Below are 17,708 nucleotides of genomic sequence, written 5' to 3' on the forward strand. Positions count from 1 at the left end.
ATGCCCCCGCTGGAGACCCTCGGCAAGCCGGTCATGTCCACCGCCCGCAAGGTCGGCATGGGCGCCCTGCGCGCCTACCTCCTGGTCGCGATGGTGATGGTCATCATCAAGATCGTCCAGACCGCGCTCAACCACTGAGCCGCCGACCGCAGCCCGAACGGACGGGTGGTGGGCAGCGGCCCACCACCCGTCCGTCTCCCAGCTCCCAGTGAAGGAGGTGCCGTCGTGCACACCCTGACCACCGTCGACTTCCTCGTCCGGCTCGCCACCGGGGTCGCCTGCGGCGCGCTCATCGGCGTCGAACGCCAGTGGCGGGCCCGGATGGCCGGCCTGCGCACCAACGCCCTGGTGGCCGCCGGCGCCACCCTGTTCGTGCTGTACAGCGAGGCCGTCGGTGACATCGGCAGCCCCACCCGGGTCGCCTCCTACGTCGTCTCCGGCATCGGCTTCCTCGGCGGTGGCGTCATCCTGCGCGACGGCGCCGGCGTGCGCGGCCTCAACACCGCTGCCACGCTGTGGTGTTCGGCCGCCGTCGGGGTGCTCGCCGCGTCCGGGAAGTTCGAATTCGCCGTCCTCGGCACGCTCGGCGTCCTCGCCGTGCACCTGATCCTGCGCCCGGCCGGCCGGATGCTCGACCGGGCCCCGCAGTCCGGCAGTGACCCGGACTCCACCGTCCGCGCCACCGTCCACCTGGAATGCGAGCGCAAGGCCGAGACCCACATCCGTGCCCTGCTGCTCCAGGCCCTGTCCGCCTCCGGCCTGGCCCCCACCGGCCTGCGCGCCCGCCGCACCGACAACGGCGACGCCACCAGCCTGCGCGCCACCGTGGCTATCACCGGGCAGGTCGCCCCGGCCCTCGAACAGGTCGTCAGCCGGCTCTCCCTCGAACCCGGCGTCCGCGACCTGCACTGGCACCTCGACGACGAACCCGACGACCCGAGCCGCCCCGCGCTCGCCTGACGGAGGCGGCCCGCCCGGGGGAGGTAGAACGGAAGCACCGTCACGAGGCCGACCAGGAGGTCCCGATGCTCACCCCCGACCCCAGGCACGGACCGCTCGTGCCGATGCTGCTGGTGCTCACCGTCGTCACCGGGTTGGTGGACGCGGTGAGCTACCTCCAGCTCGGCCACGTCTTCGTCGCCAACATGACCGGCAACGTGGTCTTCCTCGGCTTCGCCCTGGCCGGCGCCGCCGGACTCTCCGCCACCGCCTCGCTGAGCGCCCTCGCCGCCTTCGTGCTCGGCGCCCTGGTCGGCGGCCACCTCGCCCGGCGGCTGCCCGACCACCGTGGGCGGCTGCTGACCGCGGCGGTCGCCGGCCAGGCGGTGCTCGTCGCCGCGAGCACCGTCCTGGCCGCCCTGGCCGGCCACACCTCCGAGCCGGCCCGCTACAGCCTCATCGGGCTGCTCGGCTTCGCCATGGGCGGCCAGAACGCGGTGGTCCGCTCCCTCAAGGTCCCCGACCTGACCACCACCGTGCTCACCATGACCATCACGGCCCTCGCCGCCGACCGCACCGGCCCCCGCCGCCTGGCCTCCGCCGTCTGGATGTTCGTCGGCGCCCTCGTCGGCGCGCTCCTCATCCGCCACGCCGACGTCCCCACCGCCCTGACCCTGGCCCTCACCCTCCTCGTCGTCGTCGCCGCCCTCACCCACCGTGCCGCCACACCTCACCCCGCCCCCGCCTGGACCCACCCTGTCTGACCTGGCCCGCCTGGACCCACCCCGTCTGACCCACCCCGTCTGACCTGGCCCCGGCGTCCCTCCGCCCGCTGGCTTTCGCTCGTCCGGAGGGGGTCAGTCGTCGTGGCGGTGGCCGGCGCGGCCGCTCCAGAGGGGTTCGAGGCGGGCCCAGCCCCGGGTCCAGGCTTCGTCGGTGCGGCGGTCGAGGGCGTTCAGGCGCAGGCGCAGGGCGAGGGTGAGCAGGGCCAGGAGGGAGAGGAGGACGCCGGCGCCGGTGCAGACGGCCGAGACGGCGACGGCGGCGCGGTTGGTCGGGGGTGAGGAGAGGGCGCCGGCGGGGTCGACCCAGACGGGGACGACGGTGCCGGTGGTGGCCGTGCGGGGGGCCTGGACGGTGCCGGTGTGCGACTGGCCGTCGGGGGAGGTCCAGGAGGCCTCGGCGTCGACGCGGCTGCCGTAGCCGCCGGAGAAGCGTCCGCCGGTGTCGGAGCCGTGGTCGGGGAGGGTGAGCACCACGGCGTCGACCTTGTGGAGGCGCAGGCGGTCGCTGTCGGCCTGCGGGGCGGTGGAGTGGTAGGCGAGCAGGGCGCTGCCGGTGGCGAGGGCGAGGGAGAGCAGGGCTCCGAGGGAGGCCAGCAGCCAGGCGCGGGCGCGGGCCCGGTCGACGGGCCGGACCAGCGGTTCGTGCTGGGTGCCGAAGGCCCGCCGCAGCCGGCGGCCGGTTCGCGGCGGGCGCGACGAGGGCCGGGCGGGGCGGGGTGTGCTGGACACGTCGACGGCTCCTCAGGGGTGTTGGGGCGGCGCGGTGGTGGGGCGCGGGGCTTCGTCACCCAATTTCCACCCGGCGGCCGCCCGCGCACAAGAGTCGTGCGGGCTCGTACCACCGGGACCTCCGGACGGCGCCGCCGCGCGCCGGTCGTGTTCCGGGCCGCGACCGGCGCGCGGCCGCCCGGGCACCCCGACCGCGCACCCGGGACGTTCGGCCCTCGGCAGCGGCCGGCGGGCCGGGCAGGCTTGGGTCCGGCCGCATCCTTCGTGCGAGGGGACGGCTTGGCCCGGTTGACCGTGGGGGTGCCGGGCCGTGGTGCGGTGCAGGGGGTGAGCGTGGGGCTGCCTCCTGCCCGCCCGCACCCGGGTGACGGTGTTTCCGACGGGGTTTCCGCAGAGCGTCCGACAGGGTTTCCGGCGGGGGTTCCGCAGACAGGGGCCGTATGCGTCCTGGCCGTACCGCTGGCCTCGGCGGTGGCGGCCCGGTTCGCGCTGCGCCGGGTCACCATCTCCCCGCTGGGCGTCAGTCGCCGGGTCACCCCGCAGCCGCCCCGGGCCTGGCGGCTGATCCCGCTGCTGGCCGGGCTCGCGGAGCTGGTGTACTTCATCGGCCGCCGCCCGGCCACCGGGAACGGGCAGGCGGCGGCCTACCTGCCCGGGTTCCTGCTGGTGATGCTGGGCCTGGTGATCGCCGGGTCGTGGCTGACCATGGTCGCCGCCCGGACAGTCGCCCGCCGGACCAGCCGTCCGGCCACGCTGATCGCGGTGCGCCGGCTCGCGGACGACCCGAAGGCCGGGTTCCGCGCGGTCAGCGGCCTGATCCTGGCGCTGTTCGTCACCACGTCGATGATCTGCATCATCGGCACGATCAACGCCAACCGGGACTCGCCGGGCGGCGATCAACTGTCCCGCGCGTCCGTCGTGCAGGGTGAGTACTGGGACGACAAGCCGCTGACGGGTTCGGTGCCGGAGCAGGTCCTGGCCAAGGTGCGGGCCGTACCGGGCCTCCGGGGTCTCGCGGTGGTCCACGGAAATCCGAACGGGCTCGGGAAGGTCGCGGCGGGCCCCCGTCCGGACGCTCCGCTCATCACCCCCACCCCGGTGTCCTGTGCGGACCTCGCCAAGATCCCGGTGATCGGCCACTGCGCGGTGGGGGCGAGCGTCGCGGCCGTCCCGTCGCGCGAGTTCCTCAACCTCACGTCGCGCCCGGACGCCGAGTGGCCCGCCGTCCCGGTCTCCGCGGAGGAGGTCGCGAAGCTCCCGGTCCGGCTGCTCTACGCCACGACCGACGGATCGACCGCGGCGAAGGAGCAGGTCCGGACGGTGTTCACCGCGGCGTGGCCGGACCACGACGCGCACACGGTCGGCGACTGGGCCACCGAAAGGCAGCAACAGCTGGCCGGCTGGCGGCAGTTGGCGAACGTGGTGCTGCTGACCACGCTCCCGATCGCCGGGTGCAGCCTGGCGGTCAGCGTGGTGGCCGGACTCTCCGACCGCAGGCGGCCGTTCGCGATGCTGCGGCTCACCGGCTCACCGGCTCACCGGCTCACCGGCTCACCGGCTCACCGGCTCACCGCTGCGCCTGTTGCAGCGGGTGATCGCGCTGGAGAGCGTGCTGCCGCTGCTGAAGCGGATCACCGGCCCCGAGGCCGCCCGCAACGGCTGACGGACCCTCGGCGCCCCGGTGATGAACCCCCGGTGCCCGGGCGGTGGACCGCCGTCGCCCGGGCGTACCCCGTCGTCCTCAGCGGGCGACGGGGTACCCGGTCGTTCCGGCCCGGGCCGCCGACGGCCGTTCCGGCAGCCAGCTGCCGAGGACCAGCGAGGACGGGTAGAACATCGGCTCCGGCAGCGCGTCCAGCGCGACGCGCTCCCAGCCGCCGCAGGCGTGCGGCTCGGTGACGACCGCCTCGGCCAGGCTCGGCGGCGCTAGCACGGCGGCCGTCAGCCGGGGCCGGCCGAGCTCGTGGTCGAGCAGCAGGGCGAGCACCCGCATCTCCTCGGCGGGCAGCACGATGCCGGTCTCCTCGGCGAGTTCACGGGCCGCGGTCTGCTCGAAGGACTCGCCCGGGTCGACCTTTCCGCCGGGCAGGCTCCAGGTGGGCGGCTCGCCGGCGGTGGTGCGCCGGCCGATCAGCACCCGGCCGTCCCCGGTGGGCACGATGATTCCGGCGCCGAGCAGCGGTGCGGTGGTCAATTCGCCATCTCCTTCGCGGGGATCGGGGACTACCGGGATCGGGGGCTACCAGTTGGAGCGCTCGTAGTCCTTCAGGAAGCAGCCGTACAGGTCCTCGCCGCGCTCGCCGCGGACGATCGGGTCGTACACCCGGGCCGCGCCGTCGACCAGGTCGAGCGGGGCGTGGAAGCCCTCGTCGGCCAGTCGCATCTTGTCCGGGTGCGGCCGCTCGTCGGTGATCCAGCCGGTGTCGACGGCGGTCATCAGGATGCCGTCGGACTCGAACATCTCGTGCGCGCTGGTGCGGGTGAGCATGTTGAGCGCGGCCTTGGCCATGTTGGTGTGCGGGTGCCCGGCGCCCTTGTAGCCGCGGGCGAAGACGCCCTCCATCGCGGAGACGTTGACCACGTACTTGCGGCGGGACGCGGAGGCGGCCATCGCCGGGCGCAGCTGGCTGATCAGGATGAACGGCGCGGTGGAGTTGCAGAGTTGGACCTCCAGCAGCTCGACCGGGCCGACCTCGTTGACGGTCTGCACCCAGCTGTTGGTGGGCGCGAGGTCGGGCACCAGGCCGCCGGCGTCGATCGCGGTGCCGGCCTCGATCCGGGCGGGCGTGGCGGAGCCGGTGACGAGCGCGAGCGAGGTGACGTCCTCGGCGGCCATCCGCTGCGCGTCGCCGCCCGCCTGGTGGGGGAGGGCGGGCAGGTCGACGCTGCCGCTGCCGAAGCGGCCGATGGTGGTGGCCTGCGGCAGCTCGCCGGCCGGCAGCGGCGCCGACTCGGCGGCGATCAGCTCGCGGTAGGACTCCGGCGGGCGGCGCACGGTCTGCGCGGCGTTGTTGATCAGGATGTCCAGCGGGCCGTCGGCGGCGACCTCGTCGGCGAGCGCCATGACCTGGGCCGGGTCGCGCAGGTCGATGCCGACGACCTTGAGGCGGTGGATCCACTCGGCGCTGTCCGGCATCGCCGTGAAGCGGCGGATGGCGTCGTTGGGGAAGCGCGTGGTGATGGTGGTGTGGGCGCCGTCGCGCAGCAGCATCAGTGCGATGTACATGCCGATCTTGGCCCGGCCGCCGGTGAGCAGCGCGCGCTTGCCGGTGAGGTCCGCGCGGGCGTCCCGGTGGGCCCGGTTCTTGACCGCGCAGTCCTGGCAGAGGTTGTGGTAGAACGCGTCGACCTCGACGTACCGCTGCTTGCACGTGTAGCAGGAGCGGGGCCGCTCCAGGATGCCGGCGATCTCGGTGCTGGTGACGGTGGTCAGGCCGAAGGCGCCGGCGGTCTCGTCGTCGATCCGGGTGGGTGCGCCGGTGGCGGTGCGGGCGGTGACCTCGCGGTCGTTGGCGGTCTTGCGGGCCCGGGTCTCCTGGCGGCGGCGCTGCTTGAGGGTACGGAATATGCCGCCGACGGCCTGGCGGACGGTGATCGCGTCCGGGTGGTCGACGTGCAGCTCGTCGAGCTCGGCGAGCACGTCCAGGCAGAGCCGCAGTCGCTCCGGGTCGAGGCCGGGACCGTAGTCGATCTCCTCCCCGGTGTCCGTGCCGCTCTGGTCCTGCTTGATGTCCACGCCCGCCGTCATTGCCTGTCGCTGCTTCCCGCTCGCCTCGCCGTTACCGCGTGAATGCTACGGGAGCGGCCCTGGCCGGGGCGAAAACCGTCGGGCTTGGATGATCATCCAAGTCTACGCGCGGAGCATTGATCTTGGTTTGTACACAGTGCCAGCAATGGACCTCGAACTGGCTTTTGATCCCACCGTCCCGGAGAATCGAATGCTGGGTGCCGGGCGCCCGAGTGCGCCCGGCGGCAGTGCCGCAACCGCACCCGAGGTGTAATTTCTCCCAGCCAGAGAGCCCCCTTCATGCGCTTCCTGAACGACCTCAAGCCCTCGTACGACTTGACGTACGACGACGTCTTCATGGTCCCCAGCCGTTCCGCCGTGGGCTCCCGGCAGGCGGTCGACCTCTCCTCGAACGACGGCACCGGCACCACCATCCCGCTGGTCGTCGCCAACATGACCGCCATCTCGGGCCGCCGGATGGCCGAGACCGTCGCCCGCCGCGGCGGCCTGGTCGCCATCCCGCAGGACATCCCCACCGAGGTCATCGCCGAGGTCGTCTCCTGGGTCAAGCAGCGCCACCTGGTGCACGACACCCCGATCACCCTCGCCCCGGGCGCCACCGTCGCCGAGGCGCTGTCGCTGCTGCCCAAGCGCGCGCACGGCGCCCTCGTGGTCGTCGAGGACGGCAAGCCGGTCGGCGTCGTCACCGACTCCGACTGCCAGGGCGTGGACCGCTTCACCAGCCTCGCCGAGGTGATGTCCCGCGAGCTGCTGCTCCTGGACGAGGGCATCGACCCGCGCACCGCCTTCGACAAGCTCACCGAGGCGCACCGCAAGCTCGCCCCGGTCGTCGACGCCGAGGGCCGACTGGTCGGCATCCTCACCCGCAAGGGCGCGCTGCGCGCCACCCTGTACACCCCGGCCGTGGACGCCGCCGGCAAGCTGCGGATCGCCGCCACCGTCGGCATCAACGGCGACGTGGCCGGCAAGGCCAAGGCCCTGATCGACGCCGGTGCCGACGTGCTGGTGGTGGACACCGCGCACGGCCACCAGGAATCAATGATCAGCGCGCTGCGCGCGGTGCGCGGCCTGGCCCCGCGGATCCCGATCGTGGCCGGCAACGTGGTCTCCGCCGCCGGTGTCCGCGACCTGGTCGAGGCGGGCGCCGACATCCTCAAGGTCGGCGTCGGCCCCGGCGCCATGTGCACCACCCGGATGATGACCGGCGTCGGCCGCCCGCAGTTCTCCGCCGTGCTGGAGTGCGCCGCCGAGGCGCGCCGGCTCGGCAAGCACGTGTGGGCCGACGGCGGCGTCCGCCACCCGCGCGACGTCGCGATGGCGCTGGCCGCCGGCGCCTCCAACGTGATGATCGGCTCCTGGTTCGCCGGCACCTACGAGTCCCCGGGCGACCTGCAGACCGCCGCCGACGGCCGCCAGTACAAGGAGAGCTTCGGCATGGCCTCGGCCCGTGCGGTCAGCAACCGCACCTCCCAGGACTCCTCGTACGACCGGGCCCGCAAGGCGCTGTTCGAGGAGGGCATCTCGCACTCCCGGATGTTCCTCGACCCGGCCCGCCCGGGCGTCGAGGACCTGATCGACTCGATCGTGGCCGGTGTGCGCAGCTCCTGCACCTACGCGGGCGCCAACACCCTGGAGGAGTTCCAGGAGAAGGCGATCGTCGGCATCCAGAGCGCGGCCGGCTACGCCGAGGGCAAGCCGCTGCACTCCAGCTGGGCCTGATCGGGCCGGGCCTGAGCGCCCGATCCTTCACCGGCCGGCCGGTTCCTCGCCTCGGGGAGCCGGCCGGCGGCCGTGTGGGGCGCGGCCGGTGCCGTGCCCGGCGCGTCCACGGCGTCCACCGCGTCCGGTGTCGCGCTGGCCGGCGCGTCCGGCGCGTCCACGGCGTCCACCGCGTCCGGTGTCGCGCTGGCCGGCGCGTCCGGCGCGTCCGGCGCGTCCACCGTCCCCGGTGAGCCGGCCGCGGCCGGTGCGGGGTGCAGGCCGAGCGGGAGCAGCAGGGCGTGGCCGAGCAGGCCGACCGAGCCGTCCAGCGCGGCGGCGAAGGCCCGGGCGGCGGCCGGCACCGCGCGCAGCTCCCAGAGCGCCTGGACGGCGGCCCACGCCCCCTCGCGGGCGGCCTCCACCGACCAGGCGCCGAGCAGGTGGGTGAGCGGCTCGGCGCGCTCCAGCAGGTCCGGTCCGGGCATCAGCTGCTCCCGGACGGCCGTCTCCACCTCCGCCAGCAGGTCGTTGATCCGGTGGTAGTCCGCCGCGAGCCCGGCCGGCTCGCAGCCCCGCCGCCGACAGGTGTCCACGACGGCGAGCGGCAGGTCGTGCTGGATGTGGGCGCTCATCCCGGCCAGCGCGAACTGCAACGGGTGCACCCCCGGATGGGCGCGCAGCGCGAACAGCGGTCGCCAGCAGGCGGGCGGCTCCTGCCCGGCCGCGTCGGCGGCCACGGCCAGCAGGTAGCGCCCGGCGAACACCGCGTCCAGCCCGGCCATCGCCGCCGGATCGGCGAAGTACGGGCCGCCGAGCCGGTCGCGGACGGCCTCCGTGACGGTGAGGTAGAGCCGGTTGAAGACCGCCACCCCGTCGGTCGGCGGCAGACCCGCCCCGATGCCCCGCAGCCGATCGACCACCTCCTCGACCGTGACCGGCGCCGTGACCGTAACTGCGGCCGTCACCGCGACCGTACCCGTGGCCATCACCGTGACCGGCGTGCCGTCCGCCGTCATCGTCGTACCGGGCATGCGCCACCCTCCGATGTCGATCGTGCACTGATCGCATCATCGTGACAGCGCGGACGGCAGCCCGGTGGGCGCGGCGCGCGGGGGAGACCAGGTGATCAGCCCAGCTCGTACTCCAGGACGTAGGCGTGGGTGCCGGCCTCGTCGACGGTCAGATGGAACTCGCCGGTGCCGCTCAACCCGCCCGTGAAGTTCTTGGAGACCCGGACCCGCCCGAAGGCCACGCCCTCGCGCTCCTCCGTCTCCACCGGTTCGAAGCCGGTCAGCTCGAACGACCCGCTGGCCTTGGCCCCCATGGCGCTTCCCCTTCGACGATCGGCAGCCGGTCAGCCCCTCACCGACCGTGTGCGAAGCCTTGCACACGGCACTGACAATCGGCGGGGCCGTCACCGCTCCCGTCCGCCCCCCCGCCCGTCAGTGCTCCCAGCGGACCGCCAGCAGCGCCGCGTCGTCCGTCAGCCCGGCGTCGCCGACCCAGTCGTCGACGTCCGCGAGCAGGTCCTCCAGCAGGTCCGCGGGGCTCCCCGCGGGCAGCCCCGGCAGCCGTTCCTCCAGCGGGTAGAACCGCCCCTCGGCGTCGCGGGCCTCGGTGACCCCGTCGGTGTACAGGAGCAGCAGGTCCCCGTGCAGCGGCTCGAACCGGCCCGTCGGATACCCGCCGCCGGTCAGCCCCAGCAGCCCGAGCGGCGGCGCGGCGAACGGCGGCGCCAGCGCGCGCACCCGGCCCGCGCGGCGCAGCAGCGGGTGCGGGTGGCCGCAGTTGACGAAGCGGACCGGCCCCCGCCCCAGGGGCGCGGTCAGCAGCAGCGCGGTGGCGAAGCGCCCCTCGTCCGGACGGGCGGCGAGCGCCGCGTCCAGCCGTTCGGCCAGCCGCCCGAGGTCGGGCTCGGTCCGGGCCGCCTCGCGGAACACCCCCAGCACGTCGGCCGCCGTCTCCACGGCCGACAGCCCGTGCCCCTGCACGTCCCCGAGCAGGATCCGGGTGCCGTAGCGGGTGTCGACCACCGCGTACAGGTCCCCGCCGATGCGCGCCTCGGCCGCCGCCGCGACGTAGCGCACCGCGGTGCGCAGCCGCCCGATCCGCTCCGGCGGCGGGCGCAGCAGGGCCCGCTGCGCCGCCTCGGCGACCGTCCGGACGTGGAACAGCTCCCGCTCCCGGGCCGCGACCAGGACGACGTTGGCGGCGCTGGCCAGGGTCGCCGCGAGCACCGTGATCAGCGCGGTGATGTGCACCTCGGCCGGCAGCTCGCTGTTGGTGGTCTCCAGCAGCCCGACCGCCACGACGGCGATGCCCCCGGCGGCCAGCGGCACCCGGGCGCTGCGGCTGGTCGCCCCGGCCAGGACCGGTGCGACCGCCAGCACGGGGGAGAGGGTCGTCCCGGGCCCGGTCACCAGGTCGGCCACCACGGCGGCGACCAGCAGCCCGAAGGCGCAGACCAGCAGCAGCCGGGTGCGCCGTGGCAGGTGCAGCGGCGGAACGCCGTCCGGGCCGTCTGCACTCACTCGTCCTCCCGGCTGCCCCCGGCGGATTGGCGACCTACCGTCCCACTGTGTCCGCACCCCCCGCGCGCGGCACCTCGGGGACCTCGGGCGAGGCCGCCCCGAGCGGGCGGACTACGCTGGCCGGGAGATGAGACGCAAGAGCCGCCGCCCGGCCTCCCCCCTCCCGCAGCGCCACGGTGTGGACCCGGTGCACCTGCGGCTGCCGCCCGAGGGCTCCTGGCCGACCGTCCGCGCCTACCTGGTCGAGCGGCTGCCGGCCGTGGGCGCCGGGCGGATCGACGCGGCGCTGAGCGGCCGCGAGATCGTCGGCGAGCACGGCCCGGTCGCCCCGGACGAGCCGTTCCGGCCCGGCGCGCACCTGTGGTTCTACCGGGACCTCCCCGCGGAGGTCCGCGTGCCGTTCGAACTGGAGGTGCTGCACCGCGACGAGCACCTCGTCGTCGTCGACAAGCCGCACTTCCTGGCCACCACCCCGCGCGGCCGGCACGTCGTCGAGACGGCGCTGTCCCGGCTGCGGCACAGCCTCGACCTGCCCGCGCTCAGCCCCGCGCACCGGCTCGACCGGCTCACCGCGGGCCTGGCCATGTTCGTGGTGCGGCCCGAGGAACGCGGCGCCTACCAGACCCTGTTCCGCGACCGGCTGGTGCGCAAGGAGTACCAGGCGATCGCCCCGCACGATCCGGCGCTGGACCTGCCGCGCACCGTGCGCAGCCACATCCTCAAGGAGCGCGGGGTGATCGCGGCCCGGGAGCTCGACGCGCCGCCGAACAGCGAGAGCCGGATCGACCTGCTGGAACGCCGCGACGGCCTGGGCCGCTACCGGCTGCGGCCGCTGAGCGGGCGCACCCATCAGCTGCGGCTGCACATGTGCGGCCTCGGCGTGCCGATCCTCGGCGATCCGGTGTACCCGGTGGTGCTGCCCGAACCGGCCCCGGACGACTTCCGCCGTCCGCTCCAACTCCTCGCCTCGGTGGTCGAGTTCACCGACCCGCTGACCGGCCGGGAGCGCCGCTTCGACACCCGCCGCACCCTCGCCGCCTGGACGGACCCGGAAGCCTGGGCCGCCGGGCTCGGTCCAGCGACCCAAGCACCCTAGGCCCAACGGACGACCGGGTCCCGGTTCCGGCGGCCGATCCGCCGCCGCCCCCCGCAGGGCGAGGGTGGGGGCATGAACGCAGCACAGCACACCGCCCCCGCCCCCGTCGCCGTGGTCACCGGCGCCTCCCGGGGCCTCGGCCTGGCGCTCGCCCGGGCCCTCGCCGCCGACGGCTGGCGGCTGGTGATCACCGCCCGTGGCGCGGCCGGACTCGCCGCCGCCGAAGCGGGCCTGTCCGCCGTCACCAAGGTCGTCGCCCTGCCCGGTTCGATCGTCGACGACGACCACCGTGCCCGTCTGACCGCGGCCGCCGACGGGCTCGGCGGCGCGAGCCTGCTGGTCAACAACGCCGGTACGCTCAACGGCGCGACCGCGCCCGGCGCCGAGCCGCTGCCCCGGCTGGCCGACTTCCCGCTGCCGGACCTGTTGGAGACCTTCGAGGTCAACGCGCTCGCCCCGATCGCCCTCACCCAGCTCCTCCTGCCTCAGCTGCGCGCCCGCGCCGGGAGCGTGCTCAACATCAGTTCGGACGCCGCCGTCGTGCCCTACCTCGGCTGGGGCGGCTACGGCGCCAGCAAGGCGGCGCTCGACTTCGCCACCGCCGTACTCGCCCGTGAGGAGCCGGAGTTGCGGGTGTGGGCGGTGGACCCGGGCAGCATGCGCACCGGGATGCTGCAGGAGGCCAGCCCCGGCGAGGACATCTCCGGCGAGCCGCTGCCCGAGGAGGTGGCGCCCGTCCTGCTCGGCCTGCTGCACGACCGTTCCCCCTCCGGCCGCTACCGCGCCGAGGACCTGAGGGTCGCGGCCGGGGGTGGGCGATGACCACACTCACGGACCTCGGCCTCGACGTCACCGTGCCGCCCGAATTCTCCGCCCGGGCACCGGCGGAGGCGCGCGGCGGGGCGCGGGACGGCGTGCGGATGCTGGTCGGCCGGCGCGACCGGGGGAGCGTCGAGCACCGCCGCTTCACCGATCTGCCCGAGGTGCTGCGCGCGGGAGACCTGCTGGTGGTCAACAATTCGGCCACCCTTCCGGCCGCGCTGCCCGGCCGGCTGCCCGACGGCACGGCCGTCGCGCTGCACCTGTCCTCCGCCCAGCCCGACCAACGCGGCGCCCACCTGGTGGAGTTGCGGCGGGTGGTGCCGGGGGAAGCGGCCGTCTACTACCCGCCGGCCGACTCCCCGGCCCGCCCCGGTCTGCGGGTGGCGCTGCCCGCCGGCGGCGCGGCCGAGCTGGTCGCGCCGTTCACCGCCCGCCTCTGGTACGCCCGACTCGCGCTGCCCGCAGCGCTGTTGCCGTACCTTGAGTCGCACGGCAAGGCGATCCGGTACGGGTACGTGGACCGCGACTGGCCGATCGAGGCCTACCAGACGGTCTTCGCGGCCGTCCCCGGCAGCAGCGAGATGCCCAGCGCCGCAAGGCCGTTCAGCGCGGAGGTGGTGGCCCGGCTGGCGGGTCGCGGGGTGCTGGTGGCGCCGGTCACGCTGCACACCGGGGTGGCCTCGCCGGAGGCGCACGAGGCGCCGTACGCCGAGCGGTTCCGCGTCCCGGCGGTCACCGCCCGCCTGGTCGGCCACGTGCGGGCCGGCGGCGGGCGGGTGATCGCGGTCGGCACCACGGTGGTGCGCGCCCTGGAGTCGGCTGCCGCGTCGGACGGCACCGTCCAGGAGGCCGACGGCTGGACGGAGTTGGTGATCACCCCGGAGCGCGGGGTGCGCGCGGTCGACGGCCTGCTCACCGGCTGGCACGAGCCCCGCGCCTCGCACCTGCTGATGCTGGCCGCCGTCGCCGGGCGGCCCCTGCTCGCCGAGTGTTACCGGGCCGCCGTCCGACACCGTTACCTCTGGCACGAGTTCGGCGACGTGAACCTGCTGCTGCCGGACTGATCGCTCGGGCCGGCAGCGCTCAGGCCAGCAGCGTCTGGGCGACGTGGTGGGTGTCCAGGTACTCGCGGACGGCGGTGATCAGGCCGTTCGCCACGGTGAAGACGCCCAGGCAGTGGTTCTCGTACGCGGCGCCGTTCGCGGCGGTGCCCTTGACGGTCCACTCGGCGACGGCCTGCCGCCCGTCGCCGAGCACCTGGGTGAGGGTGATCTCGGGCAGGCCGTCGGGGGCGAAGAGGGCGCCGACCTGGCCGAGGAACTCCCCGAAGATCTCCTGCTTGCCGTGCCAGGTGCGGGACAGCGCGAGGTTGCCCGGGTAGGACCAGGTGGCGTCCTCGGCGAACAGGGCGATGGCGGCCTCGCGTTGGCCCGCGGCGAGGAAGGTGACGTAGTCGGTGACGACGGTGCGGGCGTCGGTCTGCTGCATGGTGACTCCTCCGGTGCGGCCGGTCGGGACTGTCCCGCCGTGGCACCAGGAAACCCGGTCGGGGCCCGGACCGGCCAACAACCGCACCGCCTGGGCGACAACCGGTGGTTGTGGTAGCAGGCCGGGACAGTGACCCGAAGCCGGGTCGCCCGGATCACTCGGACGAGCCGCCCGGGGGCAGTTCCAGCTCGAACCAGACCACCTTGCCGTCCCTGGTGCGGCGGCTGCCCCAGCGGTGCGCGAGCTCGTTGACCAGGTGGATGCCGCGCCCGCCCTCGTCCTCGGCGCGGGCGCGCCGGATCCGGGGCGCCTCGCTCTCCTGGTCGGCGACCTCGACGGTGAGCGTCTGGTTGCAGAACAGCCGCAGCTGGGTGGGGGATCCGGCGTGCACCAGGGCGTTGGTGATCAGCTCGCTGGTGAGCAGTTCGGCCCAGTCGGCGAGCGGTTCGAGGCCCCAGGCGGCCAGCGTCTCGCGGGTGAAGCGGCGTGAGTGGGCGACCATCGCGCGGTCGCCGGTGAGCGGCAGGCTGGCGATCCGGTCCGCGCCGACCGGTCGGACCTGCGCCATGATGACGGCGATGTCGTCCTCGCTGGTGCGGCCGGTGAGTTCGGCCAGGACGGCGTCGCAGGTCTGCTCCAGCGAGCGGCGCCGGTCGGCGACCGTCCGGCAGAGCAACTGCAGCCCCTCGTCGATGTCGTGGCCCCGGCGCTCGACCAGCCCGTCGGTGTAGAGCACCAGGATGGCCTCCTCGGGGAGGGTGAACTCCACGCTCTCGAACGGGACTCCGCCGACGCCGAGCGGCGCGCCGGGCGGCAGTTCGACCAGGTGCGCCCGCCCCTGCGGGTCGGCGACGACGGGCGGCAGGTGGCCGGCGCAGGCGGCGGTGCAGTGGCGGTCCAGAGGGTCGTACACCACGCAGACACAGGTGGCGAACTGGCCCTCGCCGAGCGCGGTGGAGGCCTCGTCCAGCCGGTGCAGGACGCGCTCCGGGTCCAGGTCCAGGGTGATCAACGTGCGGGCAACGGTGCGTAGTTGGCCCATGGTGGCGGCGGCCCGGATGCCGTGGCCCATCACGTCGCCGACGATCAGCGCGACCCGGCCGCAGGACAGCGGCACGACGTCGAACCAGTCGCCGCCGACCTCGCTCACCACGCTGCTGGGCAGGTAGCGGTAGGCGATCTCCAGGCCGAGCGTGCGGTGGATCTCCTGGGGCAGCAGGCTGCGCTGGAGGGTGAGCGCGGTGTCCCGCTCGCGCCGGTAGAGCCGGCCGTTGTCGATCGCGAGGGCGGTGCGCGCGGCGAGTTCCTCGGCCAGCGAGCGGTCCTCCGGACCGAACGGCTCCGGGTTGCGGGTGCGGACGAACTCCGCGCCGCCCAGTACGAGTCCGCGCGCCACCAGCGGCACCATCAGGTACGAGTGCACCCCGGCGGCCATTCCCGGCTGCACCCGGTCGGGCGAGGCGGCGATCCGGCGCATCTCCTCCTCGGTCACCTCGGAGACCAGGATCGAGCGCCGGGTGCGCAGGCTCTGCGCGTACAGCTGGGCGGACTGCGAGGTCTCGCCGACCTGGTCGGAGGCCGCCGTCATGGTGCCGCCCCGGGTCGCTTCGCCGACCGCCACCGCCCGCATCAGTACCGAGTCGTTCTCCGGGACGGGGCCGGGCTCCTCGCCGCCGAGCACCGTGTCGCGCAGGTCCACGGTGACGAAGTCGGCGAAGCGCGGGATCACCATCTCCACCAACTCCTGGGCGGTGCGGTGCAGATCGAGGGTGGTGCCGATCCGGGTGCTGGCCTCGTTGAGCAGCGACAGCCGCTGCTGCGCGGCCCGGGCCTCGTCCAGCGCCCGCTGCCGGGCGGCGGCCGCGTCGCGCTCGCGGGTGAACAGCAGCGCGTTGTCGATCGACACGGCGGCCCGCACCGCCAACTCGCCGGCCAGCGCCAGGTCGTCGTCCTCGTACGGGCGTTCCACCAGGGTGCGGTAGAAGCCCGCGACGCCGACCGCGGTACCGCGCGCGATCAGCGGGACGACCATGAAGGAGCGGACGTTCTGCTCCCGCACCGCCGCGGTGCGCACCGGGTCGCCGGCGAACCAGGCCATCCCCTCCGCGTCCATCCGCGGCACCAGGACCGGTTCGCGGTGCGCCAGGCACCACGCGTACGGCGAGCCCGGCAGGAAGCGGTGCACCCCGCCGCGCCGGGCGATCGGCTGCATGGTCGAGCCCGGCACCGAGTGGAAGGCCATCCGCCGCAGCAGCGCCGAACCGTCCGTCGGGGCGCGGGCCTCGCGCTCCCCGCGGACGAGCTCCTCCAGCACCTCCACCACTACGGTGTCGGCCAGCCGGGGCGTCGCCACCTCGGCCAACTCCTGGGCGGTCTGGGCGAGATCGAGCGTGGTGCCGATCCGGGCGGAGGCCACGTTGACCAGCGCCAGCCGCTCCTGGGCGGCCCTCGCCTCGCGCAGCGCCTGCTGCCGGGCCAGGACGGTCCGGTGCTGGCGCAGGTACAGCAGGGCGTTGTCGATCGCGACGGCGGCCCGTGAGGCCAGCTCGTCGCCGAGGGTGATGTCGGCCTCGGCGAAGGACTCCCGCTCGCCGCGCCGCGAGTACACCACCATGCCGAGCGTGGTGCCGCGCGCCACCAGCGGGGTGATCCGCACCGAGCGCGGCCGGTCGCCGAGGTAGGTCCGGCGGTGGCTCTCGGTGATGGCCTCGCTCAGCAGCGGCAGCTCCCACGACGGCACCACCACCGTCCGCCCGGTGGCCAGCGCCCGGGCGTACGGGGAGTCGGGTGTCAGCTCGTACAGCGACTCCACGGGCAGTGACTCGGCCGGGTACAGCGGGTCGGCGGTGGCCAGGGCCAGCCGGCGGACCAGCTGCGGCGCGTCGGGGTCGGGCGGTTCGCCGTTCCGCCCGGCCACCAGCACCTCCAGCGCGAACACCCCGCTGATGTCGGCGACCCGGGGCACCATGGTGTCGGCCAGCTCCCGGGCGGTCTGCCGCAGGTCGAGCGTGGTGCCGATGGAGGCGGTCGCGTCGACCAGCAGGGCCAGCCGCTCCTGGGCCCGCGCTGCCCGGGCGTCGGCGCGGAACCGCTCGGTGACGTCGATGACGGTGGAGCTCACGCCGAGCACCCGGCCGCCGGGCGCCTGAAGCCGGAAGTACGAGGCGGACCACGCGTGGTCGCGCTGCGGGTCGTCCGGGGTGCGGCCGTGCGAGCGGGTGTCCACCACCGGTTCGCCGCTCTCCAGCACCTGCCGCATCACCGCCTCGGCCTCCGCACCGTTGATCCCGGGCAGCACCTCGGTGAGCCGGTGGCCGAGCTGCTCCTCGACGGGCAGGCCGTTGGCCCGGGCCAGTGCCTCGTTCAGCCGGACGAAACGCAGCTGGGTGTCGAAGACGCCCATGCCGACCGGGGACTGGGTGAAGAAGCCGTCGAGCACCGCCAGGTCGGCCTGGATCCGGCGCAGCGTGGTCACGTCCGAGGCGACGGCCAGCACCAGCGTGCGGCCGTCCGGCCCGGTGATCGGATGGGTGCGGAACTCCAGGTTCACCAGGTGCCCGTCCCGGTGCCGGACCGGGAACACGCCGGACCAGGCCCGGCCGTTCAGGATCTGCTGGAACAGCTCCAGCACCTCGGGCCGCTGCTCCTCGGAGGTCAGCAACCGGGCGGCCTTGGCCCCGATCGCCTCGCCCGGGGAGTAGCCGAGCAGTGCCTCCGCGTCGCCGCTCCAGCTCAGGATCCGCCCGTCGGCCTCGATCAGCGCCGTCGCGATCGGCACCATCAGCAGGGCGTCCTGTCGCGGCTCGCCCTGGTGGTGCTGGTTGTCGTTCACCATGGCCAGAGAAACCGTCCGGAGATCGTCCCCACCA

At 74.6% G+C, this 17,708-nt stretch carries 14 protein-coding genes; 6 read left to right on the plus strand and 8 right to left on the minus strand.

Annotated elements, in window-relative coordinates; translation table 11 throughout:
* The first annotated feature begins 225 nt into the window (after nt 1-225).
* Together ACIPLC_RS29245 and ACIPLC_RS29250 are read left to right on the plus strand one after the other, a co-directional pair.
* Nucleotides 226-960, plus strand: coding sequence for an MgtC/SapB family protein (locus ACIPLC_RS29245; protein ID WP_400476021.1), 735 nt, complete (start codon nt 226-228; stop codon nt 958-960).
* A 65-nt stretch (nt 961-1,025) separates the two neighbouring features.
* Entirely contained in the window at nt 1,026-1,703 is a 678-nt protein-coding gene (locus ACIPLC_RS29250; RefSeq protein WP_400476022.1) for a YoaK family protein, read from the plus strand.
* A 93-nt stretch (nt 1,704-1,796) separates the two neighbouring features.
* Here the strand turns inward: ACIPLC_RS29250 and ACIPLC_RS29255 are convergent, their stop codons facing one another.
* From ACIPLC_RS29255 to ACIPLC_RS29265, 3 genes are all read right to left on the minus strand, one after another.
* Complete coding sequence (locus tag ACIPLC_RS29255) at nt 1,797-2,453, minus strand: hypothetical protein (protein WP_400476023.1); 657 nt, start codon at nt 2,451-2,453, stop codon at nt 1,797-1,799.
* A gap of 1,741 nt (nt 2,454-4,194) precedes the next feature.
* Nucleotides 4,195-4,647, minus strand: a complete 453-nt coding sequence (locus ACIPLC_RS29260; protein WP_400476024.1) for an NUDIX hydrolase — start codon at nt 4,645-4,647, stop codon at nt 4,195-4,197.
* Nucleotides 4,648-4,692: 45 nt separating this feature from the next.
* A complete protein-coding gene (locus ACIPLC_RS29265; RefSeq protein ID WP_400476025.1) occupies nt 4,693-6,201 on the minus strand; it encodes an SDR family NAD(P)-dependent oxidoreductase in 1,509 nt (502 codons plus the stop codon).
* 279 nt (nt 6,202-6,480) lie between these two features.
* On the opposite strand from ACIPLC_RS29265, the gene ACIPLC_RS29270 reads away from it, so the two are divergent.
* Nucleotides 6,481-7,920, plus strand: a complete 1,440-nt coding sequence (locus ACIPLC_RS29270; protein WP_400476026.1) for a GuaB1 family IMP dehydrogenase-related protein — start codon at nt 6,481-6,483, stop codon at nt 7,918-7,920.
* Here ACIPLC_RS29270 and ACIPLC_RS29275 read toward each other — a convergent pair.
* From ACIPLC_RS29275 to ACIPLC_RS29285, 3 genes are all read right to left on the minus strand, one after another.
* Nucleotides 7,881-8,933 carry a DUF5995 family protein gene (locus tag ACIPLC_RS29275; RefSeq protein WP_400476027.1) on the minus strand — a complete coding sequence of 351 codons (1,053 nt, stop codon included), beginning with the start codon at nt 8,931-8,933 and terminating at the stop codon, nt 7,881-7,883. The genes ACIPLC_RS29270 and ACIPLC_RS29275 overlap by 40 nt on opposite strands.
* Before the next feature lie 95 nt (nt 8,934-9,028).
* Nucleotides 9,029-9,226 carry a DUF3224 domain-containing protein gene (locus ACIPLC_RS29280; protein WP_400476028.1) on the minus strand — a complete coding sequence of 66 codons (198 nt, stop codon included), beginning with the start codon at nt 9,224-9,226 and terminating at the stop codon, nt 9,029-9,031.
* 118 nt (nt 9,227-9,344) lie between these two features.
* The gene (locus ACIPLC_RS29285; RefSeq protein WP_400476029.1) at nt 9,345-10,433 is read right to left on the minus strand and encodes a PP2C family protein-serine/threonine phosphatase; all 1,089 of its coding nucleotides are present in this window, start codon (nt 10,431-10,433) and stop codon (nt 9,345-9,347) included.
* A 127-nt stretch (nt 10,434-10,560) separates the two neighbouring features.
* Here ACIPLC_RS29285 and ACIPLC_RS29290 point away from each other — a divergent pair, with 127 nt between their 5' ends.
* The 3 genes from ACIPLC_RS29290 to ACIPLC_RS29300 all read left to right on the plus strand — a co-directional run bounded on the left by ACIPLC_RS29290 (nt 10,561) and on the right by ACIPLC_RS29300 (nt 13,415).
* Nucleotides 10,561-11,529 (plus strand): pseudouridine synthase, encoded by a 969-nt coding sequence (locus ACIPLC_RS29290; protein WP_400476030.1) that lies wholly within the window; start codon nt 10,561-10,563, stop codon nt 11,527-11,529.
* A gap of 72 nt (nt 11,530-11,601) precedes the next feature.
* On the plus strand, nt 11,602-12,351 hold the full coding sequence (locus tag ACIPLC_RS29295) for an SDR family NAD(P)-dependent oxidoreductase (protein ID WP_400476031.1): 750 nt from the start codon (nt 11,602-11,604) through the stop codon (nt 12,349-12,351).
* Nucleotides 12,348-13,415 carry an S-adenosylmethionine:tRNA ribosyltransferase-isomerase gene (locus tag ACIPLC_RS29300; RefSeq protein ID WP_400476032.1) on the plus strand — a complete coding sequence of 356 codons (1,068 nt, stop codon included), beginning with the start codon at nt 12,348-12,350 and terminating at the stop codon, nt 13,413-13,415. The genes ACIPLC_RS29295 and ACIPLC_RS29300 overlap by 4 nt, the downstream gene beginning before the upstream one ends.
* 19 nt (nt 13,416-13,434) lie before the next feature.
* On the opposite strand, the gene ACIPLC_RS29305 is transcribed toward ACIPLC_RS29300, so the two are convergent.
* Both ACIPLC_RS29305 and ACIPLC_RS29310 read right to left on the minus strand, forming a co-directional pair.
* Complete coding sequence (locus tag ACIPLC_RS29305) at nt 13,435-13,839, minus strand: nuclear transport factor 2 family protein (RefSeq protein WP_400476033.1); 405 nt, start codon at nt 13,837-13,839, stop codon at nt 13,435-13,437.
* A 154-nt stretch (nt 13,840-13,993) separates the two neighbouring features.
* Nucleotides 13,994-17,674, minus strand: coding sequence for a SpoIIE family protein phosphatase (locus tag ACIPLC_RS29310; protein ID WP_400476034.1), 3,681 nt, complete (start codon nt 17,672-17,674; stop codon nt 13,994-13,996).
* Nucleotides 17,675-17,708 lie beyond the last annotated feature (34 nt).

Source organism: Kitasatospora sp. NPDC086801 (genome assembly GCF_044745805.1).
Classification (GTDB): Bacteria; Actinomycetota; Actinomycetes; order Streptomycetales; family Streptomycetaceae; genus Kitasatospora.